Below are 20,174 nucleotides of genomic sequence, written 5' to 3'. Positions count from 1 at the left end.
TACTTTCAGTAACTATTTTTAGTATATCAGCCGTATGCTTATTTGACAAGTGTCTTTAAACGTTCCTGTACCTGTGCAAGCATCTGTGTATACTTTTCAAGCTTTGCTTTTTCTTCGTCAATCTTTGCCTGTGGTGCTTTGGATGTAAACTTCTCATTGTTTAACATACCGTTACATCTTGCGATTTCACCGTTTAACTTCTTTTCTTCCTTCTGTAAACGTTCAATCTCTTTGTCGATGTCTACAAGCTCTGCAAACGGAATATAGATAACTGCATCCGGGATAACCGTTGATACGGCATCATCCGGGATTCCGCTCTTATCCTGCTGAATAACCACTTCACTGGCATAACCGAGTGTTGCAAAGAAGACTTTACCGTTTTCAAAAATATCACGAATCTTCGCATCTTCGGATACAACAAATACCTTTGCCTTACGGCTCGGTGCAACATTCATTTCCGCACGGACATTTCTGATATTACGTACTGCCTGCTTAATGGTTTCGATTGCATTTTCATCTTCCGCAAAATTAAATGCTTCTGAATATACCGGCCATGCAGAAATCATAATAGATTCTTCTTCATCCTGAATATTACAGAAAATTTCTTCCGTAATAAACGGCATATATGGATGAAGCAGCTTTAATGCATCAATCAGTACCTTCTTTAATGTCCAGATAGCTGCCTTCTTTGTGGTATCTTCATCATTGTACAGACGTGGTTTTACCATTTCGATATACCAGTCGCAGAATTCTTCCCAGATAAAATCATTTAACTTTGCAACAGCAATACCGAGTTCGTATTTCTCCATATTATCTGTTACTTCCTGAATCAAATTGTTCATCTTAGAAAGAATCCACTTATCTGCTGCCGTTAAATTCGCCGGCTGTGCATCGGTTGCCTTTACTTTATTATCCGGGTCATTCATCATAATGAAACGGGAAGCATTCCATACTTTATTTGCAAAGTTACGGCTCGCTTCAACTCTTTCCCAGTAGAAACGCATATCGTTACCCGGTGCATTTCCTGTAATCAGTGTGTAACGGAGCGCATCTGCACCGTACTTATCAATAACTTCCAGCGGGTCAATACCGTTTCCTAAAGACTTACTCATCTTTCTGCCCTGTGAATCTCTTACAAGACCGTGGAATAATACCTTGCCAAACGGCTTTTCACCCATATGCTCATAGCCTGAGAAAATCATACGGATTACCCAGAAGAAAATAATATCGTAACCGGTTACAAGTACATCTGTCGGATAGAAATATTCCAGCTCCGGTGTCTTATCCGGCCAGCCCAGTGTTGAGAACGGCCACAACGCAGATGAGAACCATGTATCAAGTGTATCCGGGTCCTGCTCTACATTTTTACTGCCGCACTTCGGGCAGGTGCATACTGCTTCTCTTGAAACTGTCATCTCGCCGCAGTCCTTGCAATAATATGCCGGGATTCTGTGTCCCCACCAGAGCTGTCTTGAAATACACCAGTCCCTGATATTGTCTGTCCAGTTAAAATAAGTCTTGTCCATAGAAGCCGGCATTAATTCGATGTCACCGTTCTTTACGCCCTCTACGGCAGGCTTAATCAGCTCGTCCATTTTAACGAACCACTGCTGTTTAATCATCGGTTCAACCGTTGTCTTACATCTGTCGTGTGTACCTACATTGTGTACATGGTCTTCTACACGAACCAGTAAGCCCTGTGCGTCCAGGTCTGCCACCATGGCTTTTCTGGCTTCATATCTATCCATGCCTGCGTACTTGCCGCCGAGATTATTAATTGTTGCATCATCATTTAAAATGTTAATCTCCGGAAGGTTGTGGCGCTTACCGACTTCAAAGTCGTTCGGGTCATGTGCCGGTGTAATCTTTACGACACCTGTACCAAATTCCATATCAACATATTCATCTGCAATAATCGGAATCTGTCTGTCTGTTAAAGGCAGTTCAACCATTTTGCCGACTAAATCCTTGTAACGGTCATCGTTTGGATTTACAGCCAGCGCACTGTCGCCGAGCAGTGTTTCCGGTCTGGTCGTTGCGATTTCAACAAATCTGCCTTCTTCGCCAACTACCGGATAATTAATGTGCCAGAAATGTCCTGCCTGTTCCTCATGTTCTACTTCTGCATCGGAAATGGAAGTATTACATACCGGACACCAGTTGACAATACGGGACCCCTTGTAAATCAGTCCTTTTTCGTATAATTTAATAAATACTTCCTGTACTGCCTTTGAACAGCCCTCATCCATTGTAAAACGTTCTCTGTCCCAGTCGCAGGAAGAACCGATTTTTCTTAACTGGCTTGTAATCGTACCGCCGTATTCTTTTTTCCATTCCCATGTTCTTTTTAAGAAGCCCTCTCTGCCGAGTTCATGCTTATCAATGCCTTCATCTTTTAAAGCATTTGTAACTTTTACTTCGGTAGAAATACTTGCATGGTCTGTGCCCGGAACCCAGAGTGCTTCATATCCCTGCATTCTCTTAAAACGAATGAGGATATCCTGCATCGTGTTATCGAGTGCGTGTCCCATATGCAGCTTACCTGTAATGTTTGGAGGCGGCATAACAATTGTAAATGGTTTCTTGTCACGGTTTACTTCAGCATGGAAATACTTCTTATCCAGCCATTTCTGATACAGTCTTTCCTCAATTTCGGAAGGATTGTAATTCTTCTCTAATTCTTTGCTCATGGGTTAAAATCCTTTCTTTGTAACTTTTTACAAAAAACGCCCTTTACAGCGTCTTTCGTTGCTGCAAAGGGCGTATATAACGCGGTACCACCTTTGTTCAATCATGCGGCTGTTTCTGATATAACACCTACTATTATATAGAAGAAACGCATAATCCTCATTCTCCTTTAACGCAGGATACGTCACTACCTACTTTCCAGACCATGCCGCTTGTGCCGTCTGTGTTCAGCTGTGCTGCTCCAAAGCTACCTTCAACAGTTCTGATCCGAAACCACCTTCCAGCCCGTGAATGGTTCTCTCTTGCGGCAGAAGCCTGTCTACTCCTCTTTTTCCTCGCATTTATCTCATTGCTTTCTATCATAATATGAAGTTTAAAAAAATGCAAGCAAATCGGGGAAAAAATAAAATTATTTGTTTTCTATTGCTCAGATTACAATCCGCTTTAAAGCCTGCCTGCGCACTTTATAATCCGGCAGAACCTTTTCCACCTCTGCCCAGAATAACTTAGAATGATTCATCTGCCGCCTATGCGCCAGTTCATGCACAATAACATAATCCCGCAGTTCCTCAGGCAGAAAAAAGAGCCTGTAATTGAAATTCAAATTGCCCTTACTGCTACAGCTTCCCCAGCGGGTCTGTTGGTTGCGAATCGTAATTCTTCCGTAGGTGACATTCATCTGCACCGCATATTTTTTTGTCTTTGTTTCAAATTCCAGCTTCATCTGTTCTATCTGGCTTTGTGTGAGTTCCTGCGGTGCCGGAATCCGGTAAGCCGTCTTTTGTTGCTGCCGCTGCTTATCTTCGGACAGCTTTTTTATAATCCAATCCGTGTGCTTTGCCACGAAACGCTCGGCTTCCCGCTCCGGCAGTCGGTCCGGTACACGCACCGTCACTTTCCCGTCCCGCACCTCAAGCCCCAGTGTCCTGCGGGCGGAGTGGATGATTGTGTAGGGAATGGGTGGGGTGGTGTCTGGAATGTAGTGGGTGGTGGTCATGGGGTATCCTTTCCTCAATTCTATTTTTGTTTTATCTAACTTTCCATATTTTTCATCAATTTATCAAAATCGCTTTCATAAAGAGAATCCTGTATTACCCTGTATTTTTCAAATTCACTTTCTGCAAACTCTTTTGCTATCGCGGCAGTTACTTTTCCTTTATCCTGCAATACTTCTGCATCATTAAATCTTAAAAACGCATCAAGCTTTGTCTTCCAATCTTCCATTGTCATCGGAATATGTCTTCTTGCCTGTCTGGTTGCATAATCAAGATACATTGTTACAATCTCATTTAATTCTGCAAGTTCTTCTTTTTGCAAATAGTTTTTGGCAACCGTTACGTCCGTCTTCACGATTTTTCCGTCTGGCGCATTTTTCCATGATGTAAGTCCCATATGTTCTTTATTGTGGTTTGCCCTGGCAACTATCACCTCTGCCGCCGTATTGCCATGAACAGCATAATGCATTTTATTTTGGACTGTTGCATAAAATTCTCTAGTCACCTGCGAGTTTTTATCATAATCAACCGCTGTTGCATAAATATCTGTAATTTTCTGATAAAATCTTCTTTCACTTGCCCTGATTTCCTGAATTTCAGCAATAAGATGTTCAAAGTAATCCTCATCAAAAATCTGTCCGTTAATCAATCTGCTTTTATCCAGCACATATCCCTGCTTTGTAAATGTTTCAAGTACCTTTGTTGCCCATGTTCTAAACTGAACAGCCCGTTCAGAATTAATACGATATCCAACTGCAATAATAGCTGCCAAAGAATAAAACTTGTATTGGTATATTTTCCCATCGTCAGCAGTTTGTGCAAATTTTGCACAAACTGAATTTTCATCCAATTCTTTTTCTTCAAAAACATTCTTTAAATGCTTCGTAACAACACTTCTGTCTACATCAAAAAGCTGCGATATAGCTTTTTGTGTCAGCCATACATCATGATTCTGTACTCTGACCTCTATTCCGTCTTCTCCTGCATCACGGGTAAATACAAGAAAATCAACTGTACTATTTCTTATTTGTAATTCTTTCCCCATAAAACTGTCCTTTCTATAGTTTCAAACTTCTTCATAAATAATAACCCCGTCCCTTTCTATTTCCTGCAACAAATCTTTCGATATATTTTTCCTGTCCATGTCAATAACATCAAACATTAATAATGTATTGACCTCCTCCTCAATATCAAAATAAAACTCCGTAACATCAGAACAGCCATATACCGCCAAATCTATGTCGCTCTTTTCACGATTGGTTCTTCTCGCCCTTGAACCGAATAATACAACTTTTTTCGTCTGATATTTCTTTGCATATTCTTGTATTTCCTTAAATATCTTTAATTCTCTTTCTGTAAATGCTGTTTCATCTAATTTTTTCATTATTAACCACTATCTTTCAAGAATTATTTTTGCCATAAATATTAGTCCGGAAATAAAAATTTTTCTGTAATCCCCTTTTTTTCAAGTTGCATCATTATTTCATTTTTCAAATGAAAAGGAATAATAATCTTCACTAAAAAATGGCCTTTATCTAATTCTTTAGGTACAACTACATCATGTGGACAAAATATATTATTTCCAGCATTAAAACTTGTTCGCATTTCATTAATCGGAGTTTCAAATTTTACTCCACACACATATAAACAACCTTTTTGTCTCTGTATTCTCAAATTGCGTTCTCGCGGATTCTGAGACGGAGTTATCATAAATCCATGTTCTAAAAACGATACTAATTCAGCACAAAAATCCCGAATACAGTTGTATTTATCTTTCAACTCCGAATATTTATCTAAAAGTTCTTCTGCAAATTCACTGACGCTAATTCTATCTCTACATATATTAACCAGTTCACACTGAATCGTTGTCCTAATCCATTCTGAATCATATGGTGAATATGACCATATAAATATCGCAGCATCTTTATTCATATTATCACAACAGGCAAAATACATAGCAACATCTAAATCTGTAGTAAAATCAATTAATCTCGTTGGTTCAATATAATGTTGCTTATATGCCATTTCCTCAAATAATAAACTTCCTCTTGCAGATATACTTTCATCAATATTTTTATTTCTACATATGCTAGGTACTATATTCCAAAACGCATCACTTTGTCCCCGATAAAATGCCTGTAAATATGTACGTCTATCATTTATATCTCCTCGTCCATGCCGCGGCAACTTATAAAAAACATTATAGTCATTTGCTATCTCATAAATTTCATTTATATCTTCAATAGTAATCTGTTGGTAATCATATTTTCTGATAAACTTCGACATCTTATCCCCTCTTTTCTACGCTGTCCATATTGAATCTTATTTTTCATAAAACCCATTATTACTATACTTTGCCCAACGAATATACATATCTTTATAATTATCCTTAATAAATTGCTGTATTTTCAATATTTCTCTATCATTAAGCACTCCTCGGTTCTGCAAAACCGTGTCACCATTATCTTTTACAAAAAATTTTGCCGAACCTGATTCTGTTAATTTTCTGTCGCTTGCATGAACATGCATACATTCTACCGTACAAAATGATGTAAAATACAAATAATATCCTGCGACTTTAAATTCGTAATATTTTGGCATTAATCCTCCTCCATATATTTTTTATTTTTCACAAAATAATCCTTTACAATTTGAATTTCTATATCATCCATTGTTGTTTCTAGCGTTTCGCCTTCTTGTGAAATCACAATCGCATGTTCCGGACAATCCAAATTCAAAACCCGATAACCCAAGTCACATTTTTTAAATGCATATCCATTTACAATCAAATCCGCTTCATCTGCAATTTCTTTAATATTAATCATTTTCTAGCTTTACCTCCTTAATCGGCTTTAAAAATTCCTGTGGTGAAATATAAAGATTTTCCAATATCGGAACAAGGTCGATATATTCTTCTTCGCTTTCGCTATTATGTGCATATTTCGCCAGCACAACCAGATACCCGTCTTCCCATTCTTTTACCGCTGTAAAATATTCTAATGAATATGGTGCTTTAAACCGTATAATCCGGTTTCCATATTTAAAAATTATAAAGTCTTTGTCTTTACTCAAAACGGCATAATCCATATCATTCTCCTAATTCCATATAATTCTGCTATTTACAATTATTTTTATTATATCAAATCCTTTCCCAAACCGCAATTTATCCTCCCCTCCCTGTCATTTGTCAAATTTGTTCATACAGCAAAACAAGGCACCGTCCAGCCCGCGCTTGCAGTCTGTCCGATGCCTTATCATTTCATTTTATTATCCAGCCACCACTTTCAGGCAGTCTTATCTAACGAAACAGTATCTTAATTTTTATATCTTGTACAACAGCTCTTACTTTCCCAGCAGTGCCTTTAAATCTTCCTCCGGTGTTGTAATCGGCGCAATGCCGTAATTTTCTACGAGGAAATTTAAAATATTCGGTGAGAGGAACGCCGGTAAAGACGGACCCAAACGGATATTTTTAATGCCTAAGTGCAGAAGTGTCAGTAAAATGCAGACCGCTTTCTGCTCGTACCATGACAGTACGAAAGATAACGGTAAGTCATTGACGCCGCAGCCGAACGCATCTGCGAGGGCAACTGCCACCTGAATTGCGCCATACGCATCATTACACTGTCCCATATCCATAATTCTTGGCAGTCCGCCGATTTCTCCGAGGTCAAGGTCATTAAAACGATACTTGCCGCAGGCAAGTGTTAAAATAATACTGTCCTTCGGGGTCTGTTTTACAAATTCCGTATAATAATTTCTGCCCGGTCTTGCGCCATCACAGCCCGCTACTAAGAAGAAATGGCTGATATCGCCCGCCTTTACGGCTTCCACAACCTTATCCGCTACAGATAAAATCGTGCCGTGTCCAAAACCGGTCTGTACCTTATTTCCGCCATTGATTCCGGTAAACTCCGTATCTTCCGCAAATCCGCCAAGCTCCAGTGCCTTTTCAATAACCGGCGTGAAGTCCTTGTCTTCCCCGATATGAACGGTATCTGGAAATGCCACAACTTCTGTTGTAAACACGCGGTCTGCGTAGCTTGCCTTTGGCGGCATCAGACAGTTTGTTGTAAATAAAACCGGCGCCGGAAGATTTGCAAATTCCTTCTGCTGGTTCTGCCATGCCGTACCGAAGTTTCCTTTTAAATGCGGATACTTTTTCAGCTTCGGATAAGCATGCGCCGGAAGCATTTCTCCGTGTGTATAAATGTTGATTCCCTTATCCTTTGTCTGCTCTAACAGCAGTTCTAGGTCTTTTAAATCATGACCTGTGACAACGATAAACGGTCCTTTTTCCACGGTCAGCGGTACGACTGCCGGTGTCGGTGTTCCATAGCTTTCTGTATTGGCTTTATCAAGTAGTGCCATACATTTTAAATTAATTTCTCCGACCTTTAATACGGTTGGGAGCAGTTCTTCCATTGTATTTTCATAACCGACTTTAAACAGTCCTTCACAGAAAAAGTCATTCACTTCATCATCTTGATATCCAAGCATCTGCGCATGATAAGCATATGCCGCCATGCCGCGCAGTCCGAATAAAATCAGCGATTTCAAAGAACGAATGTCTTCATTGTCATTCCAAAGCTGCTGCATATCATAATCTTCTGTCTTGCCGCAAGGCGCACCACAGCTTCCGCAGCCCGGCACCAGTTCTTCCTTTGCCGCATGGGTCTTTTCAATCTGCCTGATAATGGCATCATCGTCAAAACTTACATTAGTAATTGTTGTAAAAAGTCCTTCGATAATTGTCTGATACGTATTTTGTGTTGCCGGATTACTCTCCGTTGCACGCGCAAGACCGATTAACGCACCGGTCAGCTCATCCTGTAATCTGGCTGTATCTGCTGATTTTCCGCAGACACCTGACTGTGTACAGCCTGTACACCCTGCCGTCTGTTCACACTGATAACAAAACATTTTATTTTCCATCACTTTTCTCCATTCCGCAATTCTTATTCATCAATAATATTTCCGTCAATCGAAATCGTATAGCACTGCCATGGCAGGAACTTTCCGCTGTCCTGAATGGCCTTTTTCACAGCGTATTCAATGCCGCCACAGCAAGGCACTTCCATGCGGACAATCGTAATGCTCTTGATATTGTTATTGGCAATAATCTGTGTCAGTTTCTCCGAATAGTCAACATCATCAAGCTTCGGACAACCAATCAGCGTGATATGATTTTTGATAAATTTTTCATGGAAGCCTGCATAAGCATATGCCGTACAGTCTGCCGCAATCAGCAGCTTTGCGCCGTCAAAATACGGTGCATTTACCGGCACCAGTTTAATCTGAACCGGCCACTGTGAAAGCTGTGACACCGGCGAAAACGATGCTGCATTTGCCGGTTCTGTACCACTGCTTTGACCTGCGATATTATTCATTCCCATTACACCGTTTTGACCCGCGTTATTATTCAGCCCAGCTATACTGCCTTGTCCTGCCGCACTGTTATTTTCCGCATGGTGCATACGGCGCATCTGCGTACCCGGACAGCCTGCATGAAGTGGCATCTGTGTGCCGGACTGCCCCTGTGCCTGCATTTTCTTTCTTTTATTTTCCAGAACTGCCTGCTCATCATAAGCCGCCGCTTCGCGTTCTACAAATGTAATTGCCCCTGTCGGACAGGCAGGAAGACAATCACCCAGTCCGTCACAGTAATCGTCACGCATCAGTTTTGCCTTACCGTTTACCATTCCGATTGCACCTTCGTGGCACGCATTGGCACAAGCACCACATCCGTTACATTTTTCTTCATCTATCGTGATAATTCTTCTTTTCATTTCAACAATCCTTTCTGAGTGTTTTTATTGTTGATGAACGGCTATACTATTTTTATTGCACAGCCGCTCTTGCGTTTCTGTGATGATTTTATTATAATAATTCAAACAAGTATGTTTGATTTCAAACAAAGTAAAAATAATATAAAAAAATTACTTTGACAACAATCAATTACCTTTGAAATTATCACCTACGGAATGGAAATTAGCAACAAGTCGCTCAGAAATGGAGATTCATATGAACACTACTGACAATTTAGAACAATTTTTACCGATTCTTAGGACAGCTTCTATTTTTTCGGGCATGTCCGATTCAGAAATATTATCTGTATTACACTGTATGGGGGCTTTTGTAAGCGATAAAGAAAAAGACAGCTACCTTTTACGTGCCGGAGATATGACATCAACTATGGGACTGCTGTTATCGGGAAGTGCGATTGTAATTCAGGAAGATGTATGGGGACACAGAAATATCATGGCGCAGATTCTTCCGGGACAGACCTTTGCCGAACCCTTTGCCGCTTCCAACGGTACTGCATTAAATATCAGTGTCGTAGTAACGAAAGACTGTTCCCTGCTGTACTTAGATATTCACCGCATTTTAGGGGTCTGCCCGTCTGCCTGCGAACATCACACACATTTAATCCAGAACCTGATTTCTGTTCTTGCCAAAAAGCTTTTACTGTTTAATGAGAAAATCACACATATGAGCAAGCGCACAACAAAAGAAAAACTGCTTTCCTACCTGTCTGCCGAAGCCCAGCGGCAGGGCAGTCTTTCCTTTGATATTCCTTATGACCGCCAGCAGCTTGCCGACTATCTGTGCGTGGAACGTGCTGCCATGTCCGCGGAGCTGTCGCGCCTGCAAAAGCAGGGACTGCTTACCACAAATAAAAATCACTTTATACTACAGTCTGTACCGGATGATGTAAATGCAGATATTCTATCTTAATCTGTCCGACAAATTTTTACTTCTGATAAAATGCCATTTTCATTTCCGGTAAAATGCTAAAATAAAAGCCTGAAACCACCCGTGCCGCCATGTATTCCAACTCCGCATACATAACATAACCCCTGTGATTTCAGGCTTTTACTATATTTTATTTTGCTATATTTAATTTATATTTTATTTTTACTGTATTTTATTTTTCAAATGGAAATTTCATATTCCAGCCTGCACGGATATCATCAATCAATGACAACGTCTGCAAGGACATCTGCGGTGTGTAGATACCGCTGTGGGTTCTGCCCTCTCTGATACAGTTGGAAGCTTCTCTTATCTGGTACTCAAAGCCGTTGATTTCAAACGGAATTTCAATTTCATATTCTTCTCCGTCCGATAAAGAAACCGTCATTGTTTCCGCCTTTTGAAAATCGTCCAGATAAATACTGCCCTTTGTACCGATAACTGCGGCTTTCCGCTGGATATCCAGCCCGATTGCCGTTGTGACAACCGCTTCTGCTCCCTGTCCATTCTCCTGCGAATAATGCAGATGAATCACGCTGAAATCATCTGTGCCAACGTCTGTCATATGGACGTCGCTGGTAAATGAATCGGGATTCTTTCCCATAATCATATTTAAAAAACCGAGGTTATAGATACCGATATCTAACAAGGCGCCACCGCCAAGCTGCGGATTAAACTTGCGCACTTTTCTGTCCCCTTTTGCAACAAATCCATATTCGGAACGGATATAGCGGATTTCTCCTAACTTTCCCTCCTTGATGAGTTCCTGCATTTTCTGTAAAACCGGAAGAAAACGAATCCAGAAACCTTCCATTAAAAACAGACCTTTTTCCTCTGCCAGCGCATAGAGTTCCTGCGCCTGTGCCGCACTGGTTGTAAACGGCTTTTCGCAAAGAACGTGTTTTCCTGCCAGAAGACACATTTTTACATTTTCATAATGCATATTGTTGGGTGTTGCAATGTAAATCACATCGACACTGTCGGACTCCGCCATAGCCTTGTATGAATCAAATACCTCCGGAATCCGGTGCTGTCTTGCAAAATTTTCCGCAGATTCCTTTGTTCTGGAAGCCACTGCCTGTAAGATTTCTCCTTCGTCTGTCATACGATTCACGGTTGACGCAAATTTCTGTGCAATACTGCCTGTTGCCATAATACCCCACTTCATCGTAATCCCTCCGTTTCTCATTTTCTTATTCTCTCATTTTCTTATCTTCCTTCAATCTTCCTCTCAAATTTAACCCCAGTGTACACGCTTTCGTACAATTAATCAAGCAGTAATTGATCCACGGTAACAAAAATGAATCCCTTCGCTTTTAATTCGTCCACAATTTCCAACGCCGCCGCCACCGATGAATCATAAATATCATGCAGTAAAATAATATCACCGCATTTTACATTTGCGACAACAGACTTTACAACCTGCCCTGTATTATCCGTATTCCAGTCTTCGGGGTCTACGCTCCACAAAACCGGTGTCATATTAATCTGCATTAAAAGACTGTTGGAATACGAACCGTATGGCGGACGGATATATCGGACAGGTTCGCCTGTAATTTCTTCAATCAGTGTATTGGTCTTCACAATTTCCTCCAGCGCCTGCTTTCCGTCCACCTTACTAAGCTGTACATGGGTAAATGTATGATTGCCAATCAGATGCCCCTCCGCATACATTCTTTCCACCAGTTCACGGTTGTCTTCAATTTTTTCACCAACTAAAAAAAACGTCGCTTTTACGCCACGTTCCTTTAGTCCGTCTAATAACTTTTCCGTTGTGCCTTTACCCGGTCCATCGTCAAATGTAATTGCAATCCTGTTCTCATAACAGTCATTTGCAGAAATCGCCGCCGTCTGCTCTGCCTTGCCGCCTACACCGCTGACAATCAGCATCAGCAGGACACACAGACAATATACGCCCCAAATACAAAAACGCCGCATCAGTTTTTTCTTCATACCAATCCCCATTCCGCAGGCATTCTAATGCTGGAGGAATCGCGAACTGAATTTATTCAGTTCTGCGATAATCAATCCTGTCTGATTTATATCTATGAAAAACTGTATGCGGTTATTTCTATATTTTTTGTAACATTTTTATTGTACGGATTTATTAATTCTGTCCAAGATATTGATCAAGTAAATCTGACATTTCACTGTAATCTTTTCCCAGTGCAACAGCCAGTTCACCGTAAAGCAGTTTTCTTGCCGTTACTAACATTCTGCCGTCTGCCGACTTCATTTTGCGCAGCTCCTTTGCACGTTCGTTTTTTATATCATATAAAAAACGTACCAGGTGCATCAACTTTTCCGTATCCTGGGATTTTACCATTTCATCATACTGGTTCGGTGTAATCTTCTGATTAAGCAGTTCATCACTTTTACAGTTTCTGGCACGCTCTAAAAATGTCTGTGCCTCCTCTTTTGTGATAATAGTCCGCATAGACACTTTCTTACTGTCCACAGGAGAGTAGATGATGCCTTTATCATCATAAACCGGCTGTAAATAATAATACTTTCCGTCAATACCTTTAATCGGCGGTGCTGCAATGTCTTCTACTTCACACACGCCCACAACACCGTAAAATACTCTGTCGCCAACTTCAAACATACATCCTCTCTCCTTTATCTGATTGAAATAAAGAGCTGCCACACGAAAATCAACGTTTTCGCGCAACAGCTCTGTTCTGACTATATAAAGTAATTTTAGTATAAATCTACTTTACCTGCCACATTACCGTTTGCAACATAATAGCAAGCGTTATCTTCCGGCTTTACATAAAGCTTTAAATCTTCCACTGAAATCTTATCCTCACCGCAGTCCTGCATAACTCTTTCAAGTAATGCCTTTTCATCAATCTGCTTACCATGATACTGGATAAATACTTCCGTAGACGGTTCACTCTTTGCAGCTGTCTTTCTTGTTACTGCTTTTTTCACAGTTTTCTTAACTGCAGCTGCTTTCTTTTCAGCAGGCTTTGTTTCTGTCTTTTTCGCAGCTGTCTTTCTTGCCGCCGTCTTCTTTGCAGGTGCAGCTTCTGCTGCTGTTACCGCTGTTGCAGGCTCTGCTGCTTTTTCTACTGCTTTCATTTCTGCCTTTACCTCAGCTTTTGTTTCTGCAAGTGTTTCTTTAACAGCTTCTTCTTTAACTTCTACTTTCTTTACAGCTTCTTTTGCCTTTTCAGCCACTGCTTCAATAGTTGATTCTGCCTTCTTTGCAACTGTATTTACTGCATTTTCTTTTGCTGCTGTTGTAGCTCCTGATTTTCCTTTTCCTCTCATAAAACGGACCTCCTCACATTTGATCACACATTTACATTACATTGCACATTCTGCATTGCTTGTTAAGAACTGGCTGATACAGTCTACTGCTGCCTTTTCATCTGTTCCTTTTGCGGAAATGCTTACTTCCATTCCCTTTTTCAAGCCAAATGCCATAATCCCCATAAGACTCTTTGCGTTGATATTTTTTCCTTCGCTTTCAATCTCAATATGGCTTTCAAATTTGCAGGCTGTCTGCACAAGCTCAGCGATTGCATTCTTATGTGTCTTTTCAATGTCTGCTACTTCTACTGTCTGTGTCATAGTTTAACATCCACCTTTAACTTTCATTTACTAATAATTTCATATATTTTAATTCACTTACAAAATATACTCTATTCGAAAGAATAAGTCAACAGGTATCCGAATTTTTGGCATTTTTCATAATAAATCAGCTAAAATTTATAAATTCTTATCATGAAATCCCATAGTAAAAAGTTCCCGCATCTGTTCGTCTGCCACAGGCGCTGCTTCATATTCTTTTAAAAGATGCACCATCTGCTTTAAGCCTGCCTCTTCCGTTTTATAATCTGCGGCTTTTTCCAAAAGCTGTTCTTTTAATGCGGCAATATCTTCATATTCTGTTATTTCGGGAAGCCCCAGCTGGGCATTTAAAATACCCAGCGCATAGGCACATTCATAATTTCCCGTCATGCCTGCATTCTGGAAATTACATTTTATCCGCACTGCATTTTTGGCAAGAACCGGTACCACTGCTGTTCACCCCCGCTTATTTGTTTTCATTTAATTCCTTTTTAAATCCGGATACATATTCTTTGACTGCATCCACGGAATAATTGCTTTCTTCTAAAATCCGCAGCAGGTTAGAGCCAACGATTGCGCCGTCCACAATATCTTCAAACGGTTCAATATCTTTTGCCGTGCGGATTCCGAAACCGACCATCACCGGAATTGCACTGGTCTGTTTTACTGCTGCCAGATATTCTCTGATATCCTTATGGAAATTGGCACCTTTGCCGGTAACACCCATCTGGGATACGCAGTATACAAAGCCCCTTGCATTTTCAAGAAGCATTGGCACACGCTGCTTTGAAACCGGTGAAACCAGCTGGATCAGAATCGGTGAAGCTTCATTCTTTGCAAGTACTGCCTTTAATTCGCCCTGTTCTTCAAAAGGTAAATCCGGAATAATCAGTCCATCGACACCACACTCGATACAGCGTGCCGCAAATGCATCCAGTCCATAATGATATACTGTATTATAATACATCATGAACACAATTGGAACCTCACATTTTTCTTTGCGGACACCCTCGACCATATCAAAAATCTTTGTAAGCGTTGTGCCTTTCTGGATTGCCTGATAAGAGGCATTCTGAATCACCGGGCCGTCTGCTACCGGGTCTGAAAACGGCACGCCGATTTCTAAAATATCCGCACCCGCTTCTTCCTGTGCAAAAATCAGTTTTGCCGTGGTCTGTAAATCCGGCAGTCCTGCCGTTGTATATGTAATAAATGCTTTTTTATTTTCCTGCTTTAATTCTTCTAATCTTTTTTCAATGCGATTCATTATTTGTTCGTCTCCTCTCCGTTTAAATACTTTTCTACCGTATGGACATCTTTATCACCACGGCCTGACAGGCAGACTACAATGATGTCATCTTTTTTCATATTCTTTGCCATCTTAAAAGTATAAGCAAGTGCGTGTGCGCTTTCAATTGCCGGAATAATTCCTTCAAGCTTGCAAAGCTCCAGCAGTGCTTCCATTGCTTCCGTATCCGTCACAGACACATATTCTGCCCTGCCTGTATCACGCAGATAAGCGTGTTCCGGTCCGACACCCGGATAATCCAGTCCGGCAGAAATAGAATGAGCCAGTTCAATATTACCGTTATCATCCTGTAACAGATAAGTCTTCATGCCGTGTAACACACCGACCTTGCCCAGTGCCATTGCACTTGCGTGCTTTCCGGTTTCAACACCTAATCCACCTGCTTCCACACCGACAAGACGTACAGACGGTTCGTCAATGAAATCGGCAAACATACCAATTGAATTAGAACCGCCGCCGACACAGGCTGTTACCACATCCGGCAGTCTGCCTTCTTTTTCAAGAATCTGCTTTTTAGCTTCTACACTGATAATCTTCTGGAATTCTTTTACCATCTTCGGATACGGATGCGGTCCTACGGCTGAACCGATAATATAGAATGTATCCTCTGCACGCTCTGCCCATGTACGGATAGCTTCATTGGTTGCATCTTTTAAAGTTGAACTTCCGGTTGTAACCGGGCATACCTTTGCACCGAGCATCTCCATACGGAATACATTTAAACGCTGTCTTTCAATATCTTCCGCACCCATATATACGGTACATTCCATGTTAAATAAAGCTGCGCCGGTTGCTGTTGCAACACCGTGCTGTCCTGCGCCGGTTTCGGCGATAACCTTTGTCTTTCCCATGCGCTTTGCCAGAAGAATCTGTCCGATGACATTATTAATCTTATGCGCGCCGGTATGATTTAAATCTTCTCTCTTTAAATAAATTTTTGTGCCATACTTTTCAGAAAGACGCTCCGCAAAATAAAGCGGTGTTTCCCTGCCGACATACTCTTTTAAATAGTAATTATAATCCGCAATAAATTTCGGGTCTTTAATCGCCTCATCAAATGCTTTTTCCAGTTCGGCCAGTGTGTTCATCAGTGATTCCGATACAAACTGTCCGCCAAATTCTCCATAATATGTGTTACTCATTTTATCCTCCTTCTGCCCGCATGATTACTCAGGATTCCAGGTAATCATGTCTTATAACCTTACACTTTCTACAAATTTTGTGATTTTTTCTGCATCTTTTCCCGCAAATGCCGCACACGGCGAAACGTCTTTTTCCACACCGGAGCTGACATCAACAACGTCCGGTGCTACGGTTTTTACCGCCTGCGCGGCATTTTCAGGTGTTAAGCCGCCTGCCAGAAACAGCAGCTTATCCGTTTTTTGTATATTCTTTAACAAATTCCAGTCAAATGTTTTTCCTGCGCCCGGCGAACTGCCGTCAAATAATATGCCCGCCGTTTTTTCATCTGCCAGAACGCTTTCTAACTGCCGCCGGATACTTTCCTTATCTTCCGCCGTTTCTCCTGCCACGTTGACTGCACGGATTACCGGAATCCTCAGCACATCGTGTACCTCATCGGACAATGTTCCGTGAATCTGTATGTAATCAAATCCCAGCCGCATAATCTGTTCTACCTGTTCCTTTGTCGGGGACACCGTCACGGCAACGCTCTTTGATACACCGTATTTTTTGAGTGCCGCAAGGATTTGTTCTGCCTGCTGTAAGGTGACATTGCGTTTGCTTTTTGGAAAAAACAATACCATGCCCGCAAATTCCACCCGGCAGTCCGCAAGCATTTCTGCCTCTTCTTTCCGCGTCAGCCCACAGACCTTTACCTTTGTCTTACCCATTTGCATAAACTTCCTTCCAGTGCTTTGTAAGCGCCCCCGGATTGTCTGATTCCATAAGCGCCGTGCCAATTAAAAATGCATCTGCATGGCTCTGTTTTAATGCTGAAATATCTCCGTCCGTGCTGACACCGCTTTCGGATACCAGCACTTTACCGCGTTCCTTGAAGTCTTTCGGAAGCATGGCTGACAGCTTCTTTGTCGTATCCATGGTCACTTCAAAGGTCTTTAAATTGCGGTTGTTGATTCCGATGATTTCAACATCTAACGCCAGCATTCTCTGCAATTCTGCTTCATCATGAACCTCACACAATACGTCCAGCCCAAGGCTGTAAGCAAGGTCATACAGTCGTTTAAAGGTTTCATCATCTAAAATCGCGGCAATTAAAAGAATCGCATCTGCGCCGATAACCTTTGCTTCATAGACCTGATATTCTTCAATAATAAAATCCTTGCGGATAACCGGCAGATTTGTCATTTTCCGGATTTGTTCCAGATACGCCGTACTACCGTAAAAATGGTCTTCCTCGGTCAGGCAGGAAATCGCATCAACCGAATCGTTATACTGCAAAATCCGCTCCTTTAAATCCACCTTGATATCCATTGCCCCGTGGCTTGGCGATGCCTTTTTAAACTCACCGATAACAGAAAGACCGTCTTTTTTTAATGCCTTTGCAAATCCCACACTTTTACGTGTACTCTGCAATGCTTTCTGTTTCATTTCTTCTTCGCTGACTGCCGCCTTATGTTCAACCAGCCGTTTTTTCTTATCTTCAACAATTACATCAAGAATCATATTAATCCCCATTCCGCAGGCATTTTTGCCCATTTCCTATGTTGTTTACAAAATTTTCTATCATTCTCTTTCCGTGCTCTGTATAAATGGATTCCGGATGAAACTGCAATCCCACAATCGGATATTCCCGGTGCTTCATTGCCATGATTTCTCCGTCCTGCGTTCTTGCCGTCACCTGTAAGCAGTCCGGCAGGGTATCCTCTATGACTGCAAGTGAATGATAGCGTGCAACTTTGACTGGTTCGTTAATGCCTTCAAAAATACCGTCTGTATCATGTTCTATCAGCGACTGTTTTCCATGACAGATTTTCTTTGCATAAGAAACCGTTGCGCCAAATGCTTCTCCGATACACTGATGTCCCAGACAGATTCCAAGCATCGGCTTCTTTCCCGCAAAATGGCGGATGGTCTCCAGACAGATACCTGCCTCCTTTGGACTTTTCGGTCCCGGCGAAATCACAATGGATTCAGGATTTAAGTCTTCTATTTCTTCTATTGTAATTTTATCGTTTCTGACGACCTTTATATCATTGTTAAATGTACCGATAAACTGATACAAGTTATATGTAAACGAATCATAGTTATCTATCAGTAATATCATAACTTTTCCTCCTCGACCAGTGTCTTTGCCAGTGCCATGACCTTATTACAGCACTCCTGATATTCATTTTCAGGAATCGAATCCGCCACAATTCCCGCACCTGCCTGTAAATAGACTTTTTCACCTTTTTTTATCATGGTACGGATTGTAATGCAGAAATTCATGTTGCCGCCAAAATCCAGATAACCGGTTGCGCCGCCGTATAATCCGCGTCTGACCGTTTCCAGTTCGTCAATAATTTCCATTGCCCTGATTTTCGGTGCACCGCTTAAGGTGCCTGCCGGAAGAAATGAGGATACCAAATCCAGTGGATGATACTCGCCTTTTTTTCTTCCCTCTACCAGTGAAACGATGTGCATAACGTGGGAATACCGCTGGATTCTCATAAATTCGGACACCTTTACCGAACCGATTTGTGCAATTCTTCCCATGTCATTTCTTGCAAGGTCGACCAGCATAACGTGTTCTGCACGCTCTTTTTCATCTGCGAGCAGTTCCTGTTCCAATGCCGTATCTTCCTGCGGTGTCTTTCCGCGCTTTCTCGTACCCGCAATCGGACAAGTATAAACTCTGTTATCTGTCTGCTTGACAATCATTTCCGGCGAACTTCCGATAATTTCAAAATCACCGAAATTGTAATAATACAGATACGGTGACGGATTTAATTCCCGCAGTTCCTTATACAGTTCAAAACCGTCCTGTTTGGTCTGAATCGTCCAGCGCTGTGAAAGCACCGTCTGGAAAATGTGTCCTTCTTTGATGTACTGTTTGATTTTTTGAACTTTCCTGCTGTACTGCTCACAGGTATCGGATTTTTTCACGATAATGCCGTCATGGACGTGTTTTTTCTCTGCCGCCTTTGGATTTTTTCTTGCCCGCGCAATCAGCTCTTTGGCTTCCTGTTCTGCGCGTTTCTTGCCTTCCGGGCTGTCTTCTTCCAGTATTACCGCTGTAAAGGTTTCTGCTACATGGTCGATTGCCAGAAACTTTGAAGCCAGCATAAGCTGAATGGTTTCAATTCCGATTTCATCTTCATTATCGTCCGGTAAATCCTCGGTATAGCGGATAAAATCATATCCCAGACTGCCGACCAGTCCACCTGTAAATTCAAGTTCACCGTCTTCTTTTACAATTTCAAATTCACTGTAATATTCTTTTAACCGCTCCAGCGGGTTACCCCTGCGCACTTCCTTTGTGCCGTCTGCCTTTGTAATTACCAGAGATTCACCGTCTGACTGAATCAGTGCTTCCGGCTCAACACCCATAAAGGTGTATCTTCCGTTTTCCTTGTCATTACTTTCCATAAGAAAGCCTTTCTTTTCTCTGCCAAGGCTTTCATACAGTGCTATCGTAGATTCATCTACGATGCTGACTGTCTTTTTATATGCTTTTAACCGTCTTTTCATCGCCATTCCTCCATAAAAAAAATCCCTTATGCAGCTATTATCACTGCATAAGGGACGAATTATCGTGGTGCCACCCTGTTTTCTCAGATACCGGATTATGTGTTTTCATTTTCCCTGTTACAAATATAGGAAAATAAAAGTCACGGATAGTCTGGCTTTTATTTTTATATTATAGAAATACTGTCATTTCCGATAAA

Annotated in this window: 23 protein-coding genes and 2 other annotated features (1 of these 25 running past the window's edge); of the genes, 1 reads left to right on the top strand and 22 read right to left on the bottom strand. The window is 41.4% G+C overall.

Annotated elements, in window-relative coordinates; all coding sequences use genetic code 11:
- Positions 1-38: 38 nt before the first annotated feature.
- The 10 genes from LI288_RS04925 to LI288_RS04880 all read right to left on the bottom strand — a co-directional run bounded on the left by LI288_RS04925 (position 39) and on the right by LI288_RS04880 (position 9,472).
- Complete coding sequence (locus LI288_RS04925; protein WP_227089635.1) at positions 39-2,690, bottom strand: valine--tRNA ligase; 2,652 nt, start codon at positions 2,688-2,690, stop codon at positions 39-41.
- A 63-nt stretch (positions 2,691-2,753) separates the two neighbouring features.
- Positions 2,754-3,033, bottom strand: a binding site (T-box leader).
- A gap of 82 nt (positions 3,034-3,115) precedes the next feature.
- Positions 3,116-3,685: a M48 family metallopeptidase gene (locus LI288_RS04920; protein ID WP_227089634.1), complete on the bottom strand. Its 570-nt coding sequence runs from the start codon at positions 3,683-3,685 to the stop codon at positions 3,116-3,118.
- Between the two features lie 35 nt (positions 3,686-3,720).
- On the bottom strand, positions 3,721-4,728 hold the full coding sequence (locus LI288_RS04915; protein WP_227089633.1) for a virulence RhuM family protein: 1,008 nt from the start codon (positions 4,726-4,728) through the stop codon (positions 3,721-3,723).
- Between the two features lie 21 nt (positions 4,729-4,749).
- Positions 4,750-5,067, bottom strand: coding sequence for a nucleotidyltransferase family protein (locus LI288_RS04910; protein WP_227089632.1), 318 nt, complete (start codon positions 5,065-5,067; stop codon positions 4,750-4,752).
- A 41-nt stretch (positions 5,068-5,108) separates the two neighbouring features.
- Positions 5,109-5,969: an FRG domain-containing protein gene (locus tag LI288_RS04905; RefSeq protein WP_227089631.1), complete on the bottom strand. Its 861-nt coding sequence runs from the start codon at positions 5,967-5,969 to the stop codon at positions 5,109-5,111.
- 36 nt (positions 5,970-6,005) lie between these two features.
- Positions 6,006-6,284 carry a DUF4160 domain-containing protein gene (locus LI288_RS04900; RefSeq protein WP_227089630.1) on the bottom strand — a complete coding sequence of 93 codons (279 nt, stop codon included), beginning with the start codon at positions 6,282-6,284 and terminating at the stop codon, positions 6,006-6,008.
- Positions 6,284-6,508: a DUF7723 family protein gene (locus tag LI288_RS04895; protein ID WP_227089629.1), complete on the bottom strand. Its 225-nt coding sequence runs from the start codon at positions 6,506-6,508 to the stop codon at positions 6,284-6,286. The genes LI288_RS04900 and LI288_RS04895 overlap by 1 nt, the downstream gene beginning before the upstream one ends.
- Entirely contained in the window at positions 6,501-6,770 is a 270-nt protein-coding gene (locus tag LI288_RS04890; protein ID WP_227089628.1) for a DUF7724 family protein, read from the bottom strand. The genes LI288_RS04895 and LI288_RS04890 overlap by 8 nt, the downstream gene beginning before the upstream one ends.
- 255 nt (positions 6,771-7,025) lie before the next feature.
- On the bottom strand, positions 7,026-8,618 hold the full coding sequence (gene hcp / locus LI288_RS04885; RefSeq protein ID WP_227089627.1) for a hydroxylamine reductase: 1,593 nt from the start codon (positions 8,616-8,618) through the stop codon (positions 7,026-7,028).
- 23 nt (positions 8,619-8,641) lie between these two features.
- Positions 8,642-9,472: an ATP-binding protein gene (locus LI288_RS04880; RefSeq protein WP_227089626.1), complete on the bottom strand. Its 831-nt coding sequence runs from the start codon at positions 9,470-9,472 to the stop codon at positions 8,642-8,644.
- 235 nt (positions 9,473-9,707) lie between these two features.
- Here LI288_RS04880 and LI288_RS04875 point away from each other — a divergent pair, with 235 nt between their 5' ends.
- Positions 9,708-10,421, top strand: coding sequence for a Crp/Fnr family transcriptional regulator (locus LI288_RS04875; protein WP_022433265.1), 714 nt, complete (start codon positions 9,708-9,710; stop codon positions 10,419-10,421).
- A 190-nt stretch (positions 10,422-10,611) separates the two neighbouring features.
- Here the strand turns inward: LI288_RS04875 and LI288_RS04870 are convergent, their stop codons facing one another.
- The 12 genes from LI288_RS04870 to trpE all read right to left on the bottom strand — a co-directional run bounded on the left by LI288_RS04870 (position 10,612) and on the right by trpE (position 19,977).
- Entirely contained in the window at positions 10,612-11,604 is a 993-nt protein-coding gene (locus tag LI288_RS04870) for a Gfo/Idh/MocA family protein (protein WP_227089625.1), read from the bottom strand.
- Between the two features lie 98 nt (positions 11,605-11,702).
- Complete coding sequence (locus LI288_RS04865; RefSeq protein WP_227089624.1) at positions 11,703-12,389, bottom strand: polysaccharide deacetylase family protein; 687 nt, start codon at positions 12,387-12,389, stop codon at positions 11,703-11,705.
- A 154-nt stretch (positions 12,390-12,543) separates the two neighbouring features.
- Positions 12,544-13,041: a CarD family transcriptional regulator gene (locus LI288_RS04860; protein ID WP_227089623.1), complete on the bottom strand. Its 498-nt coding sequence runs from the start codon at positions 13,039-13,041 to the stop codon at positions 12,544-12,546.
- A 95-nt stretch (positions 13,042-13,136) separates the two neighbouring features.
- A complete protein-coding gene (locus LI288_RS04855; protein ID WP_227089622.1) occupies positions 13,137-13,712 on the bottom strand; it encodes a DUF6465 family protein in 576 nt (191 codons plus the stop codon).
- A gap of 36 nt (positions 13,713-13,748) precedes the next feature.
- Entirely contained in the window at positions 13,749-14,015 is a 267-nt protein-coding gene (locus LI288_RS04850; RefSeq protein ID WP_022433260.1) for an HPr family phosphocarrier protein, read from the bottom strand.
- Positions 14,016-14,153: 138 nt separating this feature from the next.
- Entirely contained in the window at positions 14,154-14,465 is a 312-nt protein-coding gene (locus LI288_RS04845; RefSeq protein ID WP_022433259.1) for a DUF3837 domain-containing protein, read from the bottom strand.
- Positions 14,466-14,481: 16 nt separating this feature from the next.
- Positions 14,482-15,282 carry a tryptophan synthase subunit alpha gene (gene trpA, locus LI288_RS04840; RefSeq protein ID WP_227089621.1) on the bottom strand — a complete coding sequence of 267 codons (801 nt, stop codon included), beginning with the start codon at positions 15,280-15,282 and terminating at the stop codon, positions 14,482-14,484.
- On the bottom strand, positions 15,282-16,466 hold the full coding sequence (gene trpB / locus LI288_RS04835; protein ID WP_022433257.1) for a tryptophan synthase subunit beta: 1,185 nt from the start codon (positions 16,464-16,466) through the stop codon (positions 15,282-15,284). The genes trpA and trpB overlap by 1 nt, the downstream gene beginning before the upstream one ends.
- A 51-nt stretch (positions 16,467-16,517) precedes the next feature.
- Complete coding sequence (locus LI288_RS04830; RefSeq protein WP_227089620.1) at positions 16,518-17,177, bottom strand: phosphoribosylanthranilate isomerase; 660 nt, start codon at positions 17,175-17,177, stop codon at positions 16,518-16,520.
- A complete protein-coding gene (trpC, locus tag LI288_RS04825; protein WP_227089619.1) occupies positions 17,170-17,970 on the bottom strand; it encodes an indole-3-glycerol phosphate synthase TrpC in 801 nt (266 codons plus the stop codon). Before trpC ends, LI288_RS04830 begins: the two co-directional genes overlap by 8 nt.
- 1 nt (position 17,971) lies before the next feature.
- Positions 17,972-18,571, bottom strand: coding sequence for an anthranilate synthase component II (locus LI288_RS04820; RefSeq protein WP_022433254.1), 600 nt, complete (start codon positions 18,569-18,571; stop codon positions 17,972-17,974).
- Positions 18,568-19,977 (bottom strand): anthranilate synthase component I, encoded by a 1,410-nt coding sequence (gene trpE, locus LI288_RS04815; protein ID WP_227089618.1) that lies wholly within the window; start codon positions 19,975-19,977, stop codon positions 18,568-18,570. Before trpE ends, LI288_RS04820 begins: the two co-directional genes overlap by 4 nt.
- A 47-nt stretch (positions 19,978-20,024) precedes the next feature.
- Positions 20,025-20,174, bottom strand: a binding site (T-box leader); it runs 240 nt beyond the window's last position.

The sequence above is a fragment of the Lachnospira pectinoschiza genome, from assembly GCF_020564355.1.
Classification (GTDB): Bacteria; Bacillota; Clostridia; order Lachnospirales; family Lachnospiraceae; genus Lachnospira; species Lachnospira intestinalis.
The sequence above is the reverse complement of the archived record's forward strand: the minus strand, read 5'-3'. Positions and strand labels throughout refer to the sequence as shown.